Source organism: Pediococcus parvulus (genome assembly GCF_007990205.1).
Taxonomy (GTDB): domain Bacteria; phylum Bacillota; class Bacilli; order Lactobacillales; family Lactobacillaceae; genus Pediococcus; species Pediococcus parvulus.
Genome location: NZ_BJWE01000030.1, coordinates 1 through 21,604 on the forward strand (window position 1 = coordinate 1; position 21,604 = coordinate 21,604).

20 protein-coding genes and 1 pseudogene are annotated in these 21,604 nt (G+C 38.3%); 8 read left to right on the plus strand and 13 right to left on the minus strand.

Annotated features, from left to right (window positions below):
* The first annotated feature begins 389 nt into the window (after positions 1-389).
* Positions 390-1,414 (plus strand): annotated as a pseudogene (locus PPA04_RS06725) (IS30 family transposase).
* A 136-nt stretch (positions 1,415-1,550) separates the two neighbouring features.
* Here PPA04_RS06725 and PPA04_RS06730 read toward each other — a convergent pair.
* The 5 genes from PPA04_RS06730 to PPA04_RS06750 all read right to left on the minus strand — a co-directional run bounded on the left by PPA04_RS06730 (position 1,551) and on the right by PPA04_RS06750 (position 7,265).
* Positions 1,551-2,117 carry a TetR/AcrR family transcriptional regulator gene (locus tag PPA04_RS06730; protein ID WP_057784461.1) on the minus strand — a complete coding sequence of 189 codons (567 nt, stop codon included), beginning with the start codon at positions 2,115-2,117 and terminating at the stop codon, positions 1,551-1,553.
* A gap of 42 nt (positions 2,118-2,159) precedes the next feature.
* Positions 2,160-4,724, minus strand: coding sequence for an ABC transporter permease (locus PPA04_RS06735; protein WP_057784460.1), 2,565 nt, complete (start codon positions 4,722-4,724; stop codon positions 2,160-2,162).
* Between the two features lie 9 nt (positions 4,725-4,733).
* Complete coding sequence (locus PPA04_RS06740) at positions 4,734-5,435, minus strand: ABC transporter ATP-binding protein (RefSeq protein WP_057784459.1); 702 nt, start codon at positions 5,433-5,435, stop codon at positions 4,734-4,736.
* Positions 5,436-5,493: 58 nt separating this feature from the next.
* Positions 5,494-6,165 carry an endonuclease/exonuclease/phosphatase family protein gene (locus PPA04_RS06745; protein ID WP_147206767.1) on the minus strand — a complete coding sequence of 224 codons (672 nt, stop codon included), beginning with the start codon at positions 6,163-6,165 and terminating at the stop codon, positions 5,494-5,496.
* Between the two features lie 113 nt (positions 6,166-6,278).
* Positions 6,279-7,265 (minus strand): choloylglycine hydrolase family protein, encoded by a 987-nt coding sequence (locus PPA04_RS06750; protein ID WP_057784457.1) that lies wholly within the window; start codon positions 7,263-7,265, stop codon positions 6,279-6,281.
* 875 nt (positions 7,266-8,140) lie between these two features.
* On the opposite strand from PPA04_RS06750, the gene PPA04_RS06755 reads away from it, so the two are divergent.
* From PPA04_RS06755 to PPA04_RS06775, 5 genes are all read left to right on the plus strand, one after another.
* The gene (locus tag PPA04_RS06755) at positions 8,141-8,899 is read left to right on the plus strand and encodes a GGDEF domain-containing protein (RefSeq protein ID WP_186806971.1); all 759 of its coding nucleotides are present in this window, start codon (positions 8,141-8,143) and stop codon (positions 8,897-8,899) included.
* Positions 8,900-9,082: 183 nt separating this feature from the next.
* Positions 9,083-9,790: an EAL domain-containing protein gene (locus PPA04_RS06760; protein ID WP_057784454.1), complete on the plus strand. Its 708-nt coding sequence runs from the start codon at positions 9,083-9,085 to the stop codon at positions 9,788-9,790.
* A gap of 329 nt (positions 9,791-10,119) precedes the next feature.
* A complete protein-coding gene (locus PPA04_RS06765; protein ID WP_057784453.1) occupies positions 10,120-11,073 on the plus strand; it encodes a GGDEF domain-containing protein in 954 nt (317 codons plus the stop codon).
* Positions 11,074-11,076: 3 nt separating this feature from the next.
* Positions 11,077-11,268: a GGDEF domain-containing protein gene (locus tag PPA04_RS06770; RefSeq protein WP_057784452.1), complete on the plus strand. Its 192-nt coding sequence runs from the start codon at positions 11,077-11,079 to the stop codon at positions 11,266-11,268.
* A gap of 286 nt (positions 11,269-11,554) precedes the next feature.
* On the plus strand, positions 11,555-12,262 hold the full coding sequence (locus PPA04_RS06775; protein ID WP_057784451.1) for an EAL domain-containing protein: 708 nt from the start codon (positions 11,555-11,557) through the stop codon (positions 12,260-12,262).
* Positions 12,263-12,530: 268 nt separating this feature from the next.
* Here PPA04_RS06775 and PPA04_RS06780 read toward each other — a convergent pair whose 3' ends face one another.
* From PPA04_RS06780 to PPA04_RS06795, 4 genes are all read right to left on the minus strand, one after another.
* A complete protein-coding gene (locus PPA04_RS06780) occupies positions 12,531-13,298 on the minus strand; it encodes a sulfite exporter TauE/SafE family protein (protein ID WP_057784450.1) in 768 nt (255 codons plus the stop codon).
* A gap of 28 nt (positions 13,299-13,326) precedes the next feature.
* Entirely contained in the window at positions 13,327-14,802 is a 1,476-nt protein-coding gene (locus PPA04_RS06785) for an MFS transporter (RefSeq protein ID WP_147206769.1), read from the minus strand.
* A gap of 156 nt (positions 14,803-14,958) precedes the next feature.
* A complete protein-coding gene (locus tag PPA04_RS06790; RefSeq protein WP_057784449.1) occupies positions 14,959-15,312 on the minus strand; it encodes a type II toxin-antitoxin system PemK/MazF family toxin in 354 nt (117 codons plus the stop codon).
* Complete coding sequence (locus tag PPA04_RS06795) at positions 15,302-15,529, minus strand: hypothetical protein (protein WP_057784448.1); 228 nt, start codon at positions 15,527-15,529, stop codon at positions 15,302-15,304. The genes PPA04_RS06790 and PPA04_RS06795 overlap by 11 nt, the downstream gene beginning before the upstream one ends.
* A 177-nt stretch (positions 15,530-15,706) precedes the next feature.
* Here PPA04_RS06795 and PPA04_RS06800 point away from each other — a divergent pair, with 177 nt between their 5' ends.
* Positions 15,707-16,195, plus strand: coding sequence for a glutathione peroxidase (locus PPA04_RS06800; protein ID WP_057784447.1), 489 nt, complete (start codon positions 15,707-15,709; stop codon positions 16,193-16,195).
* Between the two features lie 48 nt (positions 16,196-16,243).
* On the opposite strand, the gene PPA04_RS06805 is transcribed toward PPA04_RS06800, so the two are convergent.
* From PPA04_RS06805 to PPA04_RS06815, 3 genes are all read right to left on the minus strand, one after another.
* On the minus strand, positions 16,244-16,780 hold the full coding sequence (locus PPA04_RS06805) for a DUF1697 domain-containing protein (RefSeq protein WP_057784446.1): 537 nt from the start codon (positions 16,778-16,780) through the stop codon (positions 16,244-16,246).
* 99 nt (positions 16,781-16,879) lie between these two features.
* Positions 16,880-18,085, minus strand: a complete 1,206-nt coding sequence (locus PPA04_RS06810; RefSeq protein ID WP_057784445.1) for a metal-dependent hydrolase family protein — start codon at positions 18,083-18,085, stop codon at positions 16,880-16,882.
* A gap of 13 nt (positions 18,086-18,098) precedes the next feature.
* Entirely contained in the window at positions 18,099-19,289 is a 1,191-nt protein-coding gene (locus PPA04_RS06815) for a metal-dependent hydrolase family protein (protein WP_057784444.1), read from the minus strand.
* Between the two features lie 190 nt (positions 19,290-19,479).
* On the opposite strand from PPA04_RS06815, the gene PPA04_RS06820 reads away from it, so the two are divergent.
* Complete coding sequence (locus tag PPA04_RS06820) at positions 19,480-20,667, plus strand: hypothetical protein (protein ID WP_057784443.1); 1,188 nt, start codon at positions 19,480-19,482, stop codon at positions 20,665-20,667.
* Between the two features lie 82 nt (positions 20,668-20,749).
* On the opposite strand, the gene PPA04_RS06825 is transcribed toward PPA04_RS06820, so the two are convergent.
* The gene (locus tag PPA04_RS06825) at positions 20,750-21,547 is read right to left on the minus strand and encodes an alpha/beta fold hydrolase (protein ID WP_057784442.1); all 798 of its coding nucleotides are present in this window, start codon (positions 21,545-21,547) and stop codon (positions 20,750-20,752) included.
* Positions 21,548-21,604: the final 57 nt, after the last annotated feature.

The following is a 21,604-nucleotide window of genomic DNA, read 5'->3' on the forward strand; positions in this document are numbered from 1 at the left end:
TAATGGGCACGACCTAGAGCCACAAACCACGTCTTCAAGCTCGGCCTTTGTCTAAGCAAAACCCGCTAAGATAAACGACACTACTGAGCCCATTTGCTGCCAGACTAAGTCTAATTTTTGCAATCAACACACTGATATAATAATTTTAATATCGGTGTTGCTGCGCATTATTAAACCACTACTTTTGAACCAAGTCGTTTAATACTAGTTATTGAAGTGATTTTGATATTTTCAACCTTTAGTTACACCTATTTAAAAAATCATTTCTGATTATTGACGTCGTTTCTTCAAACGCCGAATTTAAAATTGAAGTGCAACACCTGTAAACTATACAAATAGGCCATGGAGACCTAAACTTGAAGCGTCAAAACCCAAGAAAGGAAGTCTCCATGACCCAAACCAAGAATAGCACTACTTTACATTACCAACAACTAAAACCTGAAGAACGAGGCATTATTCAAGCATCGCTTACCCAAAAGCTCTCACTACGTCAAATTGCTAAACGGTTGCACCGCAGTCCCAGTACCATCAGCCGTGAAGTTAAACGCGGAACTGTTCAACAACGAAACACGGATTACTTATTCTTTAAAGCTTATTATGCGAATGCTGGTCAGGCAATCTATGAAAAGCATCGAGCTAACTGCCATGCAGTAAGTTTATTAAAAACCTGCCGAAGCTTCTTTATGCAACTAACGGATGCTTTAAAGCATCACCCAAGGGTTGATAGTATCGATACCTTTGTCCATCGATTTAAGAGCGCTCATCCGCAGGACGCGTGCTCCTCAGTGTCAACTGTTTATCGGTACATTGATCAAGGACTTCTGAAGTTACGTAATAGTGATCTTCCTAAGAAATTGAGAAGACGTGTTAAAGGAACTCATTTTCATAAGCGTCACAATAAGAAAATCCTAGGAACCTCCATTGAAAAGCGACCAGACATTGTTCAACAACGAACTAAATTTGGCCACTGGGGGGTGATCTAGTCAAAGGCAAGCGTGTACCTTCAGAACCAGCTCTCATGACTTTAACGGAACGCGTTACCCGGTTTGAACTGATCATTAAAATTCCTAACTATCATGCCCAAACTTGTTTGGATGAGTTACAAGCGGTAATTAATGAACGTGGTACCTCGCAGTTCAAGTCCATCACCTTTGATAATGGCAGTGAATTTTCTTTACTAGATCAGGTCAAGGGTACTCAAATCTATTTCGCACATCCTTATTCGCCTTGGGAACGTGGTTCTAATGAAAATGCCAATGGTCAAATTCGGGAATACATTCCCAAGGGTGAGTCGCTTAAGAATTATACAGAAAATCAAATTCAACAAATTCAAGATGCCTTAAATAACAGGATTCGTAAGTCGATTCACTATCTCAGTGCTGAAGCTTATTATCAGCAACTAACTGCTGCCTAAGTTTGGATTCCTATACCAATTCCCTGTTTATCTAGTTAGTGTTGCACTTGATTTGACAATTGGGGTAATCTTTTAGGCTAATAATTTTTGAATTATATTCCTGATTTTTTTAATTTTTCTAAACAAAAAGAGCCCATTAAGGCTCCTTCAAAATTCGTTGTAAAATTCCTTCTATTAAATCATTCATCAATTGTTCAAAATCACCAACTGGTAATTCATCCTGATGATTATCAATCACCATCACGGCTTCAAATAACTGCCGCACGCGATCAATCGTCATATCAGTTTTCATCACATCACGTTTTTGCCACCGCTCAATCAATTGCGACAACGTACTATACAAATAATCTTCTTGTGTGGCCGGGTCGTCCGCAACCAACTGTTTAAGTTTAGGATTCACATACCGTGCCTGCAAAATCAAACTATTTGTTGCCTTTTGCATCAATTCTTTCATTATTTTAGGCAACAATACATGGGGATCTTCAGTCAGATCGTTGTCCGCCAACACGGCCTGTTTAATTCGTTCGTTTTCCGTTTGATAAACTTCGAGAAAAATTTCTTCTTTTGAATTGTAAAAACGGTAAAAAGTTCCGACTGCGACTCCAGCTCGTTGCGTAATTTTAACAATGTTAGTTTTTTTGAAACCCAATTCTTGAAAAATCTCCTGAGCGGCGTCAAAAAGTCTTTGTTGTTTTTCCTGCACTGGTCATCCCTCATTTCATTTCTTACCAACTCATTTTAATACTTATTCACTAGCCGCCAGCGCATCCAACATCTCAATCCCTTTCAACTTGTAATGCGTCAACACGCCAATAATTAAACTAAACAGTCCCGTAATCAGCGCAGACCAAATGTAACCCGGATAATGGATCACCATCGGAAACAAGATACTGCCCGTTTGTGCTTTGACCATGATGAATTGATGTAAGAAAACGCCAATGCCCCAGCCTGCAACAATGCCAACGACAGTAAAGATCACATTTTCCCGCGCAACATAGGCTGTGACTTCGCGGTCGTAAAAGCCAAGCACTTTAATGGTTGCCAATTCACGAATCCGTTCCGAAATATTAATGTTGGTTAAGTTATACAAAACCACTAGTGCCAGTGCCCCAGACATGACGATCATGATCAAGACAACTGATCCTAGCCCACCAGTGCTTAATTCACCTGCTGCATACTGCGGAAAACTAACATTTAAAACGCCGGTTTGTTTTAATAACTTGCGACTCAGTTTTTCACGTTGCGCCTTCTTGACTTGCGTCGTTTTGACCAACCGTGAAGTGGCATGATAAGTTTTGTTGGTTAATTTATGATAATAGGTTGGCGTGGTGTAAAGCCAATGACCAGCATAATTTTTAATCACACCAGTAACTTTAGCCCGCACTTTTTTACCACTAATTTGGAGAATAATCGTGCTGCCAGCCTTGGCATTCATGTCGGTTGCCAATTTTTCTGACAAAATGACGCCCTTATTAGTTAACTTTATTTTTTTACCGCCATTAACTGATTTTAAACTCACATATTTTTCAAAATTTGTAGTGGCTTTTGGCACCACCATTGAGACCGTGTCGTTGGCAGTTCCGTGGGTTGGCCGTGCCGTCACTGATTTAATCAAAGCTGATTTTTGTGCCGAAATTTGACCCGCATGAATCTGGCGAGTTGCCTTGTCCGTCGTCACAACGGCTTGAAAATGTTGCACATTCTCGTATTGAGCAGGAATTAAATCATCAACCGAATTTTGGATGCCAAAACCGGTCAAAATCAAACCCGTACATCCCGCAATGCCGACAATCGTCATCAGCATTCGGCCCTTATAACGGAACAAATTCCGGTAGCTCACTTTTTGATTAAAACTTAGTCGTTTCCAAAGGGGCTTAATCCGCTCCATTAAAATCCGTTTTCCGGCTTTAGGAGCCCGTTCGCGCATTAAATTCGTAGGAACTTCACGTAAATTGATCGTCAGAACAATCAATGCGCTGCCCAAAGTGGCTACCAGTCCAGCGACCATTGTTTGTGCTAAGTAAGCCCACGGAATGACACCAACGAAATCGTTCAAGTTGTTATTTGATAACAAACTGAATACGAATTGCGGCAAAGTCAACATCCCTAACGCGCCACCTAAACCAGCTCCGAGAATACCGGCCAATAACGTGTAAACAATGTATTTCATGGCAATTTCGTGTTTGGTATAGCCTAAAGCTCGCATCAAGCCCACTTCACGACGGTTCTTTTCGACCATCCGTGAAACAGTTGTAAATGTAATTAAGATTGCAATAAATAGGAAGAAACCAGGGAAAATAATCGCAATTGCCGCGATACTATGGGACTCATCGAAGTAATCTTGATACCCCGGATTGGTGCTGCGATCATTATACAAATATGTGGGTTTGGCAATTGCCTTAACCTTGGCCTCAGCTTTTTTGACCTTAGCCTTTGCTGCAATCAGCTCTTTTTTGGCCGCTTTTGTCTTTGCCGTTTGATAAGCTGCTGGCACCTTTGCTAACTGTTTTTCTTCTTTGGTAATTTTGGCGGATTGCTTATCTAATTTATTTTGCGCAGTCGTTTGTAATTGCTTTTGTCGAGCACTCGGACGATTTCGCATTGTGTGCTTCAATTTCGTTTTTTGGCGGTCGATATAGCTATTGTATTGGTCAGTTCCCGCTGCGTAATGCTTCGGATTTCTAAACTGCACCGCAATGAGCGCATATTCTTTTTGTTTAAAGACCGCTTTGGGGACATAGGCAAAATAATTTACCGTCCCACTGCCTAAATTAGTTGTGCCTCGATCCGTACTACTGACATATTGCGGCGAATTCACAAAGCCAACGACTTTAAACGTGCGCCGTTTTAAACTGGCACTTTTAGGCAATCGATACGTGTCGCCAATTTTATAGCCGTTTTGCTTAGCTTTTTTATCAAGCACAATTTGGTTGTTTTTAGTTGGCAATTTGCCACTTACTAACTTCAATCGATCGAGTTTACTGCCGTTTTGATAGCCGTAAACGCTAACGATTTGGTTACGCCTTTTCTGTAATGTCGTCATATGAACCGGCATCGCTTGTTTAACTTGTTTGTTTTGCTTAATTGAAGTTAAATCGCTGTTCGTCAGCCCCATCGTTGAGGTAACTTTCACATCACTTAATTTTTGCTTTTCAAAATAATGGCTTGCCGTTTGATTCAGATCAGGACCCACACTTCGAATTCCGACGTACAGTAGAGAACCCAGTAAAATAATCAGCACAATCGACACAAAGCGACCCACTGAGTCACTGGTTTCCCGCATGGTTGACTTAAAATAAGTTCGATTCATCGTGTGCACCTACCATTCAATCTGTTCAACAGGGGTTGGCTGTTTATTGATATCAATTCCTTGGACTTGGGCATCCTTTAAATGAATCACTTTGTCTGCCATCGGGGCAATCATCGAATTATGCGTCACAATTAAAACGGTTCGGTTGGTTTTTCGAGCCGTATCTTGCAGTAACTGTAAAATTTGTTTTCCAGTATGATAATCCAAGGCTCCCGTGGGTTCATCACATAAAAGCAACTTGGGATTTTTGGCCAAAGCTCGCGCAATCGCGACTCGTTGTTGTTCACCACCGGAAAGTTGCGCAGGAAAGTTATCCATTCGTTTTTCAAGACCAACGTGTTTGAGTGTTTCTTCCACATCCAAGGCATCATCTGCCACCTGGCTGGCCAATTCTACGTTTTCACGGGCGGTCAAATTAGGAATTAAATTGTAAAATTGAAACACAAACCCCACCATTGTGCGGCGATAAGAAGTTAATTGACGTTCATTATAGGTAGCAATATCTTGGCCGTCTATGAAAATACTGCCCTCAGTTGGATGATCCATGCCACCCAGCATGTTTAAGACAGTTGATTTCCCCGCTCCCGACTCGCCCAAAATAATAACCAGTTCACCTTCATTAATTTCAAAATTCACTTTATTATTGGCAACGATGGTATTGCTTTCGATTGTGTAACGCTTTGTTTCGTCTTTTAATGTGATAAATGCCATGTTTTCGCCCTCTCAAATCTCGTTTACTATTACTTGAATTATAGCATTTAAAAAGTTGCTACTTCACGTTTAATATTAACGGGAGGTGATCTGAATACTGCAAAAAACTTGAATCTCCAAATGTAATATTAAACGTTGATTTTTCGGGAAGGTACGCATGATCAATATAGTATGGTTTCTCTGGTTTCCGATATAAATAAAAAGTTGCTTGTTTTTCTTGCCCAAAAAGATCACCGGTTTGCATATGATAGGCGCTTCCTAAGCCTACCTTTGAAACAAGTTTATTAAAGTCAGAATGGGTTCGATAGCCATGTTTTCTGTTCCACATAACATTGCTGTTAAAATCGCCAATAATATATCTATTTTTTAGTTTTTGAATATTGAAACTGGAATACAAATACAAATCTTCAATATAATTATCCTTCGTCCAAACTCCTAAAAAATGATGTTTTAAAAAATTAAATGGTAAATAATAACGCATGCGATTATCATTCCAATGCACAGGATTGATAGTAGCCACTGGCGAAAATACAAGTAATCCCTTTTTATCACCTTTAAAGCACTTGTAAGCACTGCTTTTAACATAGTTTAAATACTCAGGTCTAATAATTTTCTCCGGATTTTCACACTCTTCAATTATGTATAAATCTGCATTAAGCTTCTGAATATATTGAAACTTATTTCGAAACGCACCATTACAATTCCAACTAACAATTTTCAAATATCTCACTAGCTTTCTACTTGCTTGTCTTCATTATACTTTTTGTACACGAGACTATGCTATTTAAAACTTAAAAAAGCACCAGATAACCTTTTCAGTAATCCAATGCTTCTAGCAAAAATTTAATTAACCGAATTAAAGTGTTGTTCCGCCTTCAATGGAAATTCAGTTGGCTCTTTAGCATTCAACAATTCAGGTGTCATCACCACACGCGTAATCGTTTGGTCGTCATATGGTTGCATGTAATAAGCACCCTCGTCTAAACTCATGTAGCCGCGATACTGAGAATAGTCACAACCACCTTCATTATCAGCTTTCACGCCCTTAGGAATCTCCACACTGTTCAAAATGTGCGATAAGGCATTAATTGAACCAGGCACTGTCTTTGCCTTATCAGTATTTTGACGAATAAATGCAGCTCGCACGAATCGGGAAACTGAGGTGTAGTCTCCTGGTAAACCAAGTGCTCCACTACCTAAACCATAAGCCTCCGATTCAAACTCGCCATACTTCTTTGAGCTATGAGAAGTTGGCTTTAATTGCACATAATTATTTAAATTCTTTAGATGCCATTGGAAATCAGGACTATTGGTCATGACTTTAACTGGATCATCCATTACTTTCATCCCGTTTTCGTCTTGTTCCAAAACGACACAAGCACCCGTTTTATCAGCCACAATCCAGTGAAGTGGCACGATAATCTTAAACAAATCATTCGCAATTGCGACAATATTCAGATCAGCAATTTTAGCTTTTAAATCGGCAACATTCGTGACATTACCTAAAATCCAGTTGATGACCTCATGAGGCGCAACATTCGTTTTACCTGAAACTGCTTGGTCAGCAAATTTAGCTAAGCCGTCAAAGTAAAGCATTGCGGCACCTACACCGGCTTCGTTAACCCCGTCGACTAAAATATAACCATTCAAATCTCGACCAGCACCAGTAAAACCTAATTTTGTGTCAAAACCTTTTTCATCAGCATCACTTTTAAAATGAAAATTACGCGGAATCACAACAGGACGGCCACCCAATTCGAACGAAAAATCCATCGTTCGCGCCAAAAACCAATTACCCTTTGCATTTTGGTACATTACACTTGTACACATATGTGTGTCACATCCTATCGTTTGATTTGTTTCTAACTTTTAGTACATAGAATTAGTATATTCTGATTGAAAAGCCAATTCAAACGAAATTTAGGCGAAATATCTGTAATTGTGCGGTTAAATTGGCACATTTGTGGTACAATTCACATTAAGGTGCCAAATCTTATCAGACAATTGTCTGATGCGTATGAAAATACGCCGCACATTTATTGTGCTTGTAGCAACCATCCCGACTACTATGATGGTTGCTTTTTTGTGCACTAAGTAGCTCAAACGCTAGGCTAAATCCTGAATTAATCTAGGTTTAAAGTTGTTACCCTATACTGATTCATGAATTCCCTTGTTGCCTATTGATAATTTGTTATAATTAAACACACTTAAATTAAAAATTCATAAAAATAATAATTACTTAGTTAAGAGATGAATTACTTTGACCCAACACGACTGGCTATTATCGCCTCTTTTTACCGGCATTTTTGTAACCTTAGGGATTATCCTGTTCTTTCAATTGTTGGCGCGCATTTTAATGTCCCGCTCAACCAAAAAGGGAGCTCCTATTAATTATTTGGTGGGTAGTCTTGCCGTTTTAAGCACGGTTTACTTTTTCCGCACTTGCCATTTATTTTGAAATTGCGGCTGCTCAACAGGATAGTGACATTGCTTTCATTGATTTCCGTTTACTTTTGTTATCCTACGTCATTATTTTCTTAGGTCGACGCACAAGTTTCATCGTCATTTTGTGCAGTTTTATTACCCGCTTCTTATTCTGGGGTAGTACAACAGGCACATTTATTTTTATTGCATTTTCAGTGTTTATGTATTTAATTTTTGCACTTAATTTGCACTTAATCCGCCGCCACCACAGTAGTCAGTTAGTGTTAGTCAACTGCTTGAACATTATTGTAGGTGTTTTTTGGTTACTTCTTCATTACATTCGTTTAGATTACTTAGGTGACATTCCGCTATCGCAAGTTGTCTATTATTGGATTGCGTTTGGTGTTATGAACTTCTTCCTATATTACGGATTAACTCAATTAAACACTGAAAATGATTATTTAAACACATTAACGCACCAAGCTACTATTGATCCGTTGACCCAATTGAAAAATTATGCTGTCTTCAAAACTGATTTCACTAAAAAATTTGGTGAGTTTCATAGCTCCAAGAAACCACTCGCGATGATCGCTTTAGACATTGATTATTTCAAACGGGTTAATGATCAATATGGTCATTTAGCGGGTAATAAGATTTTAATTGGTGTAGGTAAACTATTAATTGGAGCGGTTCACGATCTTCCTGATGCGCACTGTTATCGTGTTGGTGGCGAAGAATTTAATGTCTTACTACCCAACATAAGTCTTGAACAAGCTAGCCAATTTAGCCATGACTTGCAAGCTAAAATCCGACAGGCCACATTTCAAATCTCGGAAAATCAAAATATAAAAATTACAGTTTCGATGGGTGTATCCACTCTTCATGCCAGCGATAAAACTCAAAATTTATTTTACGAACGAACTGATCAAATGTTATACCACTCTAAAGGTGAGGGCCGCGATCACGTAACTGTCGATACTGAACTCACAAAATCATCTACAACTGGCTTCGGTAACCCTGTTAGTTCAACTCAAAACTAAACTCTGTGAAACAATCTTTGTTTAGTCCCTTGTATTTTTATACAGCCGTGCTACACTTAGTATTGTTATATTAACGAATTAAATAAAAACTGCTCATTCAATATTACGATATTGAACACGACCCATACTTGTGAAAGATCAAGTACGGGTTTTTTTAATTTCTTATGTTTGGAGATGACTTGCATGCTAAGATTTTGGGGACAACCGAAGTTTTCACGCGAACCTTTAGAACCCATTGGATATGAATTATTTTTACGTGAATACAATACTGGTAATTGGGAAATTCCAACCGATTTCAGTAGATTTACAGCTACACAAATTACAGATCTTCTAACGCGAACAACACCTGAGTTCCCACAAAAAATGAAACACATTTCGATTAATTTGGACATTGATCAATTTGTAGATCCTGTTTTTTTACAAGCTTTTTTTGCTATAAAACAACAGCTTTCTGGCATTCAGTTATCCATTGAATTAACAGAAAGAACGGGGCAACTAAACATTTCGCCTTCCCAATTAGTCACAGCTGCAAAACGTTTTAACGACGCTGGCTTTTATATCATTTTAGACGATGTCAGTTCTGGTGATAATCAATTAGCACGGGTTAAACTCCTTAATGATTTTGTTCACGAATATAAATTTGCCATTCAAAATTTCCGTCCGTTTGAATCTTTAGAAGATATTGTGCCCAATTTAACGTTCTGGCGAGATTTAGCACAAAAGAATCAGAAGTTGTTCACAATTGAAGGCGTTGAATCTAAACAAGACTTGCTAATCCTTTCGCACTATCAGGCAGATATGTTTCAAGGATATGCGCTTGGAAGACCAATATATCTGCCCACTCAGGATGATCCTGATAGCGTAATCTCTGAATCTACTACTTGTTATTAAAAATCACTTAACGTACCTCGTAATTATCCAGTTTTTGGATAATTTTTTTTACCAAAAACCTATGATAAATAGCATTCCTTTTTCTCATTTTCGATATCAAAAACACCTTTAGTTTAAAAAATAGTTTTCTTTTGTATGCTCGTTAAAAGCTAAAACAAAAAAATCGTTTTCATTTATCATTGTTGTCTCACTATTATTTGCTATGATTAAAGGGCTTAACTAACGGTATCTGTTAGCAAATAGTCACCTGAAATTTTATTAGATATACAAATGGTTATTATTTAATTAATGAATACTAGTTAGAATTCTTAGTTAAGAGATGATTAATATTGACTGAACACCTCTGGTTCTTATCGCCATTATTTACTGGCATTTTTGTTACCCTCGGCGTAATTGTATTCTTTCAAATTCTAGTTCGATCGATAATTTCCCGTTCAGGAAACATTTCTGAAACCATCAACTATTTAACAGGTCGACTAGCGATTTTTAGTGTGTGCTATTTTTCTATCCTTGGAATCTATTTTGAATTTGTGGTCGCTCGAGAAGGGCATGACTTAGCTTTCGTTAATTTTCGTCTACTATTACTTTTCTATGTAACTATTTATCTTGGCAAACGAAGTAGTGCCGTGATTGTTTTGATGAGTTTTCTTGCACGAATTATTCTGTGGGGATTCAGTGCTGGGACAATCTACTTCTTTACAATGACGGCAATAATTTATCTGCTTACTTTGCTATTAGTTTCGATTGTGCGTAAATGGCAACTGCCACAAATTTTTCTTATCGGCTCCTTAGATGTGATTGTAGGTATCCTGTGGCTTGGATTCAATTACTTACAGCTTCCTTATTTCGGTTCTGTAACCTGGAAAATTGCCCTTTTCAATGTCTTCAGTTTTGTCGTGATGAACGCGGTTCTTGAATTTGGAATTAGTCATTTAAACCACGAAAATAACTATTTAACTTTGCTTAGTCGCCAGGCTACTACTGATCCACTGACCAAATTAAATAACTATCTCTCGTTTAAAAATGACTTGGAAACGCAGGTTTCGGCATTTCAACACGCCGAGCATGCCTTGACCATGTTGGCTTTGGATATTGATTATTTTAAACGCGTTAATGATGACCACGGCCACCTCACCGGAAACGAAATTTTACAAACGGTCGCCAAAATTCTTGTTGACGAAAGTGAAAAAGTTCCAAATGCAAAAGCTTACCGTGTCGGCGGGGAAGAATTTAACATTATTTTGCCAAATACCGACTTGCCGGCAGCAGCAAAGTTTAGCTAACACTTGCAAAATCATATTCGTGAAACCCTCTTTTCCACCAATCATTTGAAATTACGAATTACAGTTTCAATGGGTGTCGCTAAGTTGGGGCCAAATGATGTGACTTCAAATTTGTTTTATGAGCGAACCGATCGCATGCTTTATCATTCTAAAGGACAAGGTCGCGATCAAGTTACCATTGAAAAGGAAAATTAAAGTTGTGACATAATTAACTTATGTGACAACTCTTTTTATTTTTTACGTATTTATTTAACGAATATTTATTCAAGTTTTCGGCTAAACAAACAGCGCCATAAAGGGCTTATGGATGACTGATTTTTAGTTTAAGATGCAGTTCAAAATTTATCGGTCTTGCCCACTTGAAACGCTATTGTAGTTTGGCTTTATTGTGCTAAAATAATCGTCAATTAGACTGCTTAACAAACGATAAGGAGTATGTTTTGTTTCATGTTATGTCTTAAACCGCATTGGAGGAGTTGCTATGATTCGTTTCTGGGGACAATCTAAGTTTTCAGTTAATCCACTAAAACCAGTTGGATGTGAACTATTTTTGCGCGAAAAAATTGGCGATAGTTGGGTTTTACCAGACGATTTTGCCCAATTTCCACCACAACAAATTGCAGATCTTCTTTTGCAAACCGTCCCTGTTCTTTCCAAAGATTTAAAAAATGTATCCATTAATTTAGATCCAGAACAGTTTATTGATCCAGAATTCTGTGCCGTTTTAAGTGAAGTTAAGAATCAGCTTTTACCAGTTACTTTAGAAGTCGAACTCACCGAGCATGATTCCAAATTTCCCGTTAACTCAAGTGAAATTCAAACTGCAGCCAAGCATTTTTTTGAAGCCGGCATTGATTTGATCATGGATGATGTGGGTTCCGGTAGTAATCAAATTGATCGAACTTTATTGTTAAATCCATATATAAGCGAATATAAATTTGCCATCCAGAATTTCAGAAAAACACGGTCATTAACGTCCATCATCCATAGCTTGTCTTTTTGGTGTGAATTAGCGGCCAAAAATAACAAACTTTTTACAGTAGAGGGCGTTGAATCCAAAACCGATTTACAACTTTTAATTAACTATCGCGTTAACCTGTTACAAGGTTTTGGTTTGGCTCGTCCTGTGTTTTTGCCGATACAAGCGGAGCGTTCCAGACGTGCTGTTTTACCATTTACACAGAAATAATTTTTCGTTCTAATCCTGTATTAAAATCAACATGAGCCATACCAAGTCGAAAAACCTAGTATGGCTCATGTTTTGTTTTTAGCTAAGGTTGAAAGTATCAAAATGACTTCAATAACTAGTATTAAACGACTTGGTTCAAAAGCAGTAGTTTAATTGCTGTCCTGCGGCTCACTTGGTCTGGAAGACAGCAATTTAATCTGATTTTATTGCCATGAACGTTTTCGTATCAAGCAACAAGATAAGTTTTTGGAGTTTCAACCTTTAGTTTTTAGTAATAAGCTGTGTAAAACAGATAAGCCGCCAAACCAAATGCAGAAAACGAAATCGCAATCCGCAAGGGTTTTACCGGAACATGACGAATGACAACTGGACCTAGGTAACCACCAATAAACATCCCGATTCCCAATGGTACAACCATCCACCAGTACACTTTTGTAGTAAACGCGTAAATAATCAACGACAAAATGTTTGTCATAAACGCCGCAAAGTTTTTAATCGCATTAATCTCACCAAAACTGTCATTGAGCGTCACAATCAAAATTGAAAGCATAATCATTCCAGCCGATGCACCAAAATAACCAATGTAAACACCGACCAGCAAAATTGCGGTATTTTTTAAAATTGTCGTTGCCAGATGATTTGTATGATCCACTTTCTTAGGTACGGTGTGGCGAAATTGAGACCAAAGCATTAACAGACCAGCCCCAAATACCAAAAAAGGAACGACCCGTTCAAAAGTTGTTGCGGGCGCAATTACCAGCAAGAAACTGCCCACAACCCCACCAATTAAGGCATAAATTGTGACCTTCAACACCGTTTTTCGAACGTGATGTAATTCTCTTAAAGATGACAAACTAGAGCCAGCACCTGTGAAAATTAGCGCTGCTGTGTTCGTCACGTTTGCACTAACTGGGGGTAATCCCAACATTAATAGCACAGGATAGGAAACCAACGACGCCAATCCAGCAATGGATGACAACAGGCCGGCCGCTAATCCAGCTGCCAACAAAATTACAGACATAAGCCAAAGTGACAAAATAACCAACTTCTTTCTAAGTCATTCGCTATACCGTGACATGGGCACGCTTTTCCAAATGTTGCGCCCAAACATTGATTGCCAAAGACACCAACATTAGCACAAGCGATAATAACATAATGTTGTGTAGCCCATTATGCAAAATGGCTCGCATCTGTGGCAAAAGTTTGGTTGGCAAAGAATTAATATTTGTGGCATCACTTAATTTATTCATCATTTTCATTGTCACGGCGCCGTGCGAGCTTGAAACACCGTGGCGAAGCGCACTATTCATGACAAGGCCAAAGATAGATGCCGTAAACGTTTGGCTTAACATCCGAATTAGAAAACTAAATGACGTGGCAACCGGAACATCCCCTAAATCGGCATCTTGTTGGACCTTCACTTGAAGTTCATTGAAGCAGGCACCATTACCAAATCCTTCAAATGCTCCCGCTACTAACAGGACCCAATAGGGAGTTTTAACGCCGCCAATTACTAGGAATAGGAAAGAGGCGATCAGCATCACAATGCCAATTGCCACCACTCTTTGCGGTGTGAAGTACCGCCGCAAGGTTGCCACAGAACCCGATCCCATAAAATTCGTAAATGAACTTGGAATTTGGGTAGCACCTCCAATTAACGCCGAAGTCCCCAGTAATCCTTGCGCCCACATTGGACTGTAAATTAAGAAGCCCACAAACGCGCCCCAGATTAGGGTAAACAGGATAAAATCAATCACTAATTCGCGATTTTTGAATAGGCGACTTGGAATAATCGGATCGGCCACGCCTCTTTCGAAATAAATCATTGCCCCAATGCACATAACGGCAACAATCAATGCCACTGTCACAAACAACGTGCTGGCAGTGCCAATCATTTCAATGCCAGCCAGTAAACTGGTTAAACCAATGGTCATTAAAATGGAACCCATGTAATCAACTGGTTTATTCTTATGTGCTTCTTTTTCTGCTTTGTAATAGATTTGAACTAAAATTGCTGAAATCAAGCCGATAGGCACGTTTAAATAAAAGACCCAGTGCCACGAGAAGGCATCCACGATAAATCCACCAACCAGCGGACCAATGATGGTGGCAGTACTGTAACTGGCAGAGACGAACCCCAAAACTTTCATCCGTTTGCGGGGATCAGCATACATCCGAGCGTAAATAATGTATGGTAAGGAAACAACGCCACCGTTACCAATTCCAGCAATTGTTCGCGAGATAATCAAAAAGACAATGTTTGGCGAGAGTCCCTGAAGTAAAGAACCCACCACAAAAAATAAGGCCGCAAGTTGATAACTTTGTTTATTGCCAATGTGTTCACCAAGTTTGCTCCATAGAGGGGTACTAACCGCTGTTCCAAGTAGGAAGACAGCGACGATCCAACCCATCATTTCAATACCGTGAAGATCAGAAATGATCGCGGGCAAGGCAGTATTCACAATGGTGCTATCTAGCCCACTCATTGCATTCGATAAAAGTAGTGCACAGGTAACAATAAAAATGTTTCGTTTTGACAAGTCCTTCGCTTCTTCCTCCAAAAGTTAACTAGCTTTTATGTTACAACTTATTCACATCTTGATGTAAATTATATTTACTTTTCTATAGTAAAACGACGAAAATTGCCACATAAAAAGACCAAAGTTCTAGACTTTGATCCATTCAAACTATTCTAATCACATATAATTCAAAATTTGTTGATGTACTTTCAAAACAATGGCAAAAGACGCGTCATCTAATAAACCACCAGCATATTCAACATGCCTTCCGATCACACTAAATGTATGAAACTTCAGTGGATTTACAAATCCTTCTATCCCAAAATCTGATTTTATAGGTACAAACATTTCTTTCAATCGATTGTCCGTGGCATGGGTAATTGGCGAAACAGCAACTAGACCCGTGACAGCTGTGTAACCACTGGTGCTTAAAACCACTGCCGGATGCCTCCCCAGAAGCTCATTTTTCTTAGAAGGTTGAAAGTTAATCCAGATGATATCCTGTTGTTCCGGAACATAATTAAAATTCATCTTTCCTTAGCTCCGTTTCAACCAATGTTTCATCCAATTTTCCTTGATGCGTTTTCACGAAATTTTCGTCTGTAAAAGGATTTTTGGTTTTGGGGGTATAAACAATGGCGCCGTTACGACCATAAAATACGTCGAATTCAGTTTCACGAGGCTTAATACTGCTTGGGACAGTCAATACATTAGAAGTTCCCACTTTTCTTAATTTTACGCTCCGCATATTTTCCGCCAACCTTTCTTTATATATATTAAATGTATATCGTATCTGCTGGTCAATGATTTAGCCTTAGTCTGTTAATTATAAATACACAAACCTTTTATTTTTTGTTATTTACAGACCGTACGATAGTATATTCTTTTCAAAAATCGGTATAATGAGCACAAGGAGGTCCTTCAAATGTCAATTTATGATTATACAGTTACACTCGAAAATGGCGAGAATTACTCACTTTCTAAATATCGTGGCCAGCTGATGGTCATCGTGAATACCGCTACAAAATGTGGTTTCGCACCACAATTTAAGCAACTAGAACAACTTTATAAAACTTATGCTGATCAAGGCCTCATCGTCTTGGGTTTTCCATCTAACCAATTTAAACAAGAGGTTTCTTCCAGCGAAGAAGCTGCAGCAGCTTGTCGCACTACTTATGGTGTTAGTTTCCCAATGCACACAATTGCCGATGTAAATGGTAAAGATGCCCTACCTCTGTTTGCATATCTGACTAAAACTGCTCCTGGTGCACTGGGTTCTTCTGCAATTAAATGGAACTTTACAAAATTTCTCATTGATCGTGAAGGCAACGTTGTTAAACGCTATGCACCTAAAACAAATCCTTTGAAAATGACCGACGAAATTGAAACAGTTTTAAAAAGTAGCGTAAAATAAAATCTTAAAAACAAAGTCCTTATCCGCGTCAAACAGATAAGGACTTTTTTAATCCTGTAATAATTGTAGTAGTTTCAATGCCGTATTCAGATTTCGAATCGTCACATCTTTATAAAGGGCTTCTTTCATCAGCTTAGAGTAAACGGACTTGCTGAAGTCTTTTTTGAAAGTGGAGGTCCAGAAAATGACTTTCGATTTTAGTTCAATTTGATCGTAATCTGAAATCTGTTGTACGATTTTTTGAAAGGCTTTAACGTTAAAATTAGGCAGTAAAAACAATGCATTATGGCGTAAACTACCATCGACACCCCACCATGCTGGCACCTGAGAAAACTCCTGGAGATATTCCTCAGCGGAAATAACCAGAGTTGTGATTGAAAAAATATAATTTTCAGCCAAAACTAAATCAACCTTTTGAGCCACTTTTGCTTTTGAAAGGTCGCTTTCAAAAATCAAGTTACCACTGTTAATATAAGAACTCACATTAGTAAAGTCGGCCGCCGCCAGACTAGCCTTCAGTTCCTTCATGACTACTTTATTATGACCGCCCACATTGATACCACGTAATAGGACTAAATACTTCATACGGGGTCCTTTCTTGCTAAATGATGTTTATATTGTAGCGCAGTTGGAATGTTCTTCATACAAAAAAACTGATTTCATTATGAAATCAGTTTTTCTGTTTTATACAACTTTATGACCCTTTTTATAAATCACTTTATCAGCTTGTTGCACAGCCTCAATTTTTTCTAATGGATTTTCTTTCAAAACTAAGAAATCAGCCACTTTTCCGGCAGCTAAACTTCCATAATTATCATCAATCCTTAGTAACTGAGCCGCATAACTTGTAGCACCCAATAAAGCTTGGTAAGGAGTGGCACCAACTTCGTGAACTAACAACGCCATTTCTTCCCAAGTTCCTGTCTTGAACCCGTTGAAAGGTGTTCCAGCGTCAGTACCTACAATTACTTTCACACCCTTGTTCAGAGCCATCGCAATATTCTTAAAGAAATCTGTTTTCACTTTATCATTTTTAGTAATCATATAATCTGGAATTTTACCCTTCCCATATTTAGAGATGGATGCACAAGCATTCAAAGTAGGCACCAAATAAATGTTATTTTCACGCATAAAATCGGCTTGGTTCTCGTCTACATAAATCCCATGTTCAATTGAATCTACCCCAGCATTCAACGCATTCTGAATCCCTTGATTGCCCTGCGCATGGGCCGCAACCGTCATGTGTTTCGAATGGGCTTCTTCCACGGCAACTTGCATTTCGGCTTCACTTAATTCCGTGTCATCCACCTGATCTGTTGATGACATAACACCGCCAGTGGCCATCACTTTAATATTTTTAGCTCCTAGCTTGAACGCTTGCCGAACGGACTTACGCATTTCATCTTGTGAACTGACTAAATATGACCAATTTATCTTACCATCTGTGTCTTCACGAAAATCACCGTGCCCACCAATCATAGAAAATGGGCGACCACTAGGTACAATCTCTGTTCCTTGAAACTCACCTTGTTCCGCCAATTCGTGTAATTTCAAATCAACATTAAACGCACAACCACAATCACGAATATACGTTACTCCCGAATGAAGAAGATCATTTAAATTACGCAAAGCCGTAAACGCGATTTCAGTCTCTGACAAGAACTCCAACTTATTTGTAACTGGATTCATCATTAAATGTGTATGAGCATTAATCAATCCCGGCATTACATATTGGCCATGTAGATCTACATGAGTATTATCATTTAATGGCGTTTCTGTTCCAGTTTCGGTAATCTTTCCCGTTTCATCATCCACGGTAAACCAAGCATTAGAAACAATGTTGTTATCAATTCCATTAAATAACTTCGAATTAAAATATGTTGTCTTCACGTGAATTCTCCTTTTAATAAACCTTTACGCCATGTTGATAAACATCCTTATCAGCCTGTTGTACGGCTTTTACATCAGCTACTGGATCAGAATCTAACACCAAAAAATCAGCAAATTTTCCTGTTTCCAATGTGCCATAGTCTTGATCAATGTGTAATAATTTTGCACTATTTTGCGATGCAGCAAATAATGCTTGCACATTTGTAGCTCCCACTTCAGTTAAAAGCTGTAGCTCAAAAGGCGTATCTTTAAAACCATTGAACGGAGTCCCTGCATCTGTACCAAACGATATTTTAACTCCAGCCTTAATGGCAGCGCCGATTCTTTCAAAATAATCTTTAATAAAGGCATTCGTTTTGTCCAACATGTACTGAGGTAACTTTCCTTGTCCGTACTTTGGAATTGTGTAGGCAGCAATTAATGTAGGTGTTAAATATGTACCTTGCTTTAACATTAATTCAATATCTTCATCTGTAACATAAGACCCATGTTCAACTGAGTCCACACCAGCTTTAACCGCGTTATGAATTCCCTTCGCGCCTTCAGCATGAGCAGCTACCGTCATGTGTTTAGAATGGGCTTCCTCAACTGCTGTTTTGATTTCTTCATAACTTAACTCTGTGTCATCGACTTGATCTGTCGCAGACATAACACCACCAGTTGCCATAACTTTAATATTACGTGCACCATATTTAAATGCCTTACGAACGGCTTTACGCATTTCATCAGGTGAATCAGTTAGATAGCCCCAAGTAGTATCTCCATCCCAACCTTCAGTAAAATCACCATGCCCACCGGTAATCGACATTGGTCGTCCAGAAGGTAAAATTTGCGGTCCCACAACATTTTGTCCTTCTTGTTGTAACTTAGCTAGTTTAATATCTACATCAAACGCACAACCACAATCACGAATGTAAGTAACTCCTGATCGTAAAAGTTCTTTTAAATTTTCAATTGCACTGAAAGTCACTTCCGCTTCCGAAAGATATTCCAATTTATTGGATTGTGGCTGCATCATCATATGTGTATGTGCATTGATCAAACCAGGCATAACATACTTTCCCTTTAGATCTACCACTTTATCTTCAGAATTTTTTTCCACTAAGCGTCCGGTCTCTTCATCAACTGTAAAACTTGCGTTCTTTTTTACATTCTCATGAACTCCATCAAATAAATTGAAATTTTTATAGGTTACTTTTGCCATTTCCATATCACTCCTTAGGTCTTTTGAGTTTGATTGTAATTCTCATTTTGTCTTCAGTCAAATTGAAGTTTTATTATAAACAAATGAAAGGGTTCGTTTATTTTCAATAATTCATTGACTTAACAACATTTCTATATTAAGATTTTATTAATTAATTTTTAATTTTACATAAGAATTTGGAGGAACTTATATGGCATATTTAATCGCATTCGTTTGTGTCATGCTTTTTATGATGATCGGTGAGTGGGTTTCAAGCCTCACAAAGGCTTTTATCCCCTCTGTATTTATTACAGCTATTTTATTCGTGATTGGTTTTTGGACAATTATGCCCAAAAATATTGTTGCTCAAGCTTCATTTGACACTCCTTTCGTTGGTGTGTGTATTTCCCTGCTTTTAGTTCATTTAGGAACATTAATGAATGTACGTGAACTAATTGCCCAGTGGAAGGCCGTTTGTATCGCACTTTTAGGAGTTTTAGGCACACTTGTTTTAACTTTAATCGTCGGCTCGCTTATTTTTGACTGGCATACTGTTGTTGCGGCCATTCCACCTTTAACTGGTGGATTAGTAGCTGCTTTACTGATGACGAACGGTTTAAAGGCTGCTGGAATTACCACGTTAGTTGCCTTACCAGTTTCAATGTATGTTATTCATTCCGTTATTGGCTATCCCCTTACTGCAGTGATGTTAAAAAAAGAAGGGCATCGCTTAATTACCGGTCTTCGTGATGGTTCATTAAAACCTAGCAGCGATGCTCCAAAAATGACTAAAAAGGCTGTTGCCGCTGAACCACAGCAACGTATTTTTAATCTTCCAGTTGAATACCAGACGGCCGCATTTATCTTAGTCCGTGTGGGGTTAGTAGCCTTATTTAGTAACTGGATTGCCGGTTTGTTAAATAACACAATTAATGCCAACGTTATTTGTTTAATCTTTGGTGTTATTGCTCACCAACTTGGTTTTCTAGAAGACAATGCTTTGAACAGAGCCGGGGTTTTCAATTGGTTAATGTACGGCTTACTTGCATATGTGTTTGCGCAATTAAGTCTTACTACACCTCAAATTATGGGCGGTATCGTAGTTCAAATTATCGTATTGATCGCCTTAGGAATTCTAGGGATGTTTCTTGCATCGTCGTTACTTGCAAAACCATTTGGGATGACTCGAGAAATGGCTTTTGCCTGTTCCTTGACTGCTTTATTTGGTTTCCCGGCCGATTACATTTTAACAACTGAGATCTGTCATAGCGTTGCTGAAAACGAAAAAGAAGAAGAGTTCTTAACTGAAAACATGCTGCCCAAAATGCTTGTGGGTGGGTTTGCAACTGTATCAATCGCCTCAGTAATTATTGCTTCTGTTTTCTTAAAACTTATTTGATCATCTATTATAGATTTGACTACTAAATAAAGGCACAAACATCAAACCAGGTTGGTTTTGATATTTGTGCCTTTATCTTTGATTATTGTAATTGTCGATAACGATTTTTTAATACAAAATGCCTTAAAAGTTGATTAAACTCGTTTGGAATCTCAGCCATAATCACATGCCCACAATTAGTTAATTTTGCCCTACTAATCATCGAATTGCTTTTCGCCACAGCATCCACGAAATTAGCATCATAATAGGGACTCTGGATAGCCGCAATCAACAAAACTGGTATCTTTGTGGTCTCCAGGGTTGAAACCCAATCCTGTTTAAAATGATCTAATAAGAGATTCACATTTTTAGAACGGTTAAAGGGATAGTTATTCTTTTGCTTTAGCAATCCGGATTCAACTCGTGAATCAATTCCATGAAGCGTTTCTCTCACTTTAGGTGATGACTTAGCTAGCTGACGGTAATTTTGAATAGTAGCATTTAAAAAGCCATACTGCCATTCAGAGGTGTTCAACATCTTGGGAGTTTGATCAACGCTAATGACACCCGCCACATCTTCAAATTGAGCAAGATAGCCATAACAAACACTCGCTCCCATTGAATGTCCAATTAAAATTGGATTTTTAACTTGTAAATACTGAATGAGCTCTCTTAAATCCAAGATTAATCTCGCTAAAGAATCATTTGTTTCAACTCTTTGCGAACTACCTTGATTGCGATGATCATACGTAATTACGCGATAGCCCATTTTCAATAAATAGTTAACCTGCAGCATCCAAATTTCTTTATAGCCACCAAAACCCGATATGAAGATAACTGGGTATCCTTGGCCACGATCCAAAAAATCAAGTTCTACATTATCTGTTGTTCTAAACTTCATAATTTCACCATTTAACCAAAGGTTGAAAGTGTCAGAATTATTATATCAGTGAGTTGA

Coding starts and splice junctions, on each gene's coding strand:
- PPA04_RS06800 (WP_057784447.1), top strand. CDS start 15,707: ATGTCAATTTATGATTATACAGTTACACTCGAAAATGGCGAGAATTAC.
- PPA04_RS06735 (WP_057784460.1), bottom strand. CDS start 4,724: ATGAATCGAACTTATTTTAAGTCAACCATGCGGGAAACCAGTGACTCA.
- PPA04_RS06790 (WP_057784449.1), bottom strand. CDS start 15,312: ATGAATTTTAATTATGTTCCGGAACAACAGGATATCATCTGGATTAAC.
- PPA04_RS06740 (WP_057784459.1), bottom strand. CDS start 5,435: ATGGCATTTATCACATTAAAAGACGAAACAAAGCGTTACACAATCGAA.
- PPA04_RS06795 (WP_057784448.1), bottom strand. CDS start 15,529: ATGCGGAGCGTAAAATTAAGAAAAGTGGGAACTTCTAATGTATTGACT.
- PPA04_RS06760 (WP_057784454.1), top strand. CDS start 9,083: ATGCTAAGATTTTGGGGACAACCGAAGTTTTCACGCGAACCTTTAGAA.
- PPA04_RS06750 (WP_057784457.1), bottom strand. CDS start 7,265: ATGTGTACAAGTGTAATGTACCAAAATGCAAAGGGTAATTGGTTTTTG.
- PPA04_RS06820 (WP_057784443.1), top strand. CDS start 19,480: ATGGCATATTTAATCGCATTCGTTTGTGTCATGCTTTTTATGATGATC.
- PPA04_RS06805 (WP_057784446.1), bottom strand. CDS start 16,780: ATGAAGTATTTAGTCCTATTACGTGGTATCAATGTGGGCGGTCATAAT.
- PPA04_RS06775 (WP_057784451.1), top strand. CDS start 11,555: ATGATTCGTTTCTGGGGACAATCTAAGTTTTCAGTTAATCCACTAAAA.
- PPA04_RS06815 (WP_057784444.1), bottom strand. CDS start 19,289: ATGGCAAAAGTAACCTATAAAAATTTCAATTTATTTGATGGAGTTCAT.
- PPA04_RS06825 (WP_057784442.1), bottom strand. CDS start 21,547: ATGAAGTTTAGAACAACAGATAATGTAGAACTTGATTTTTTGGATCGT.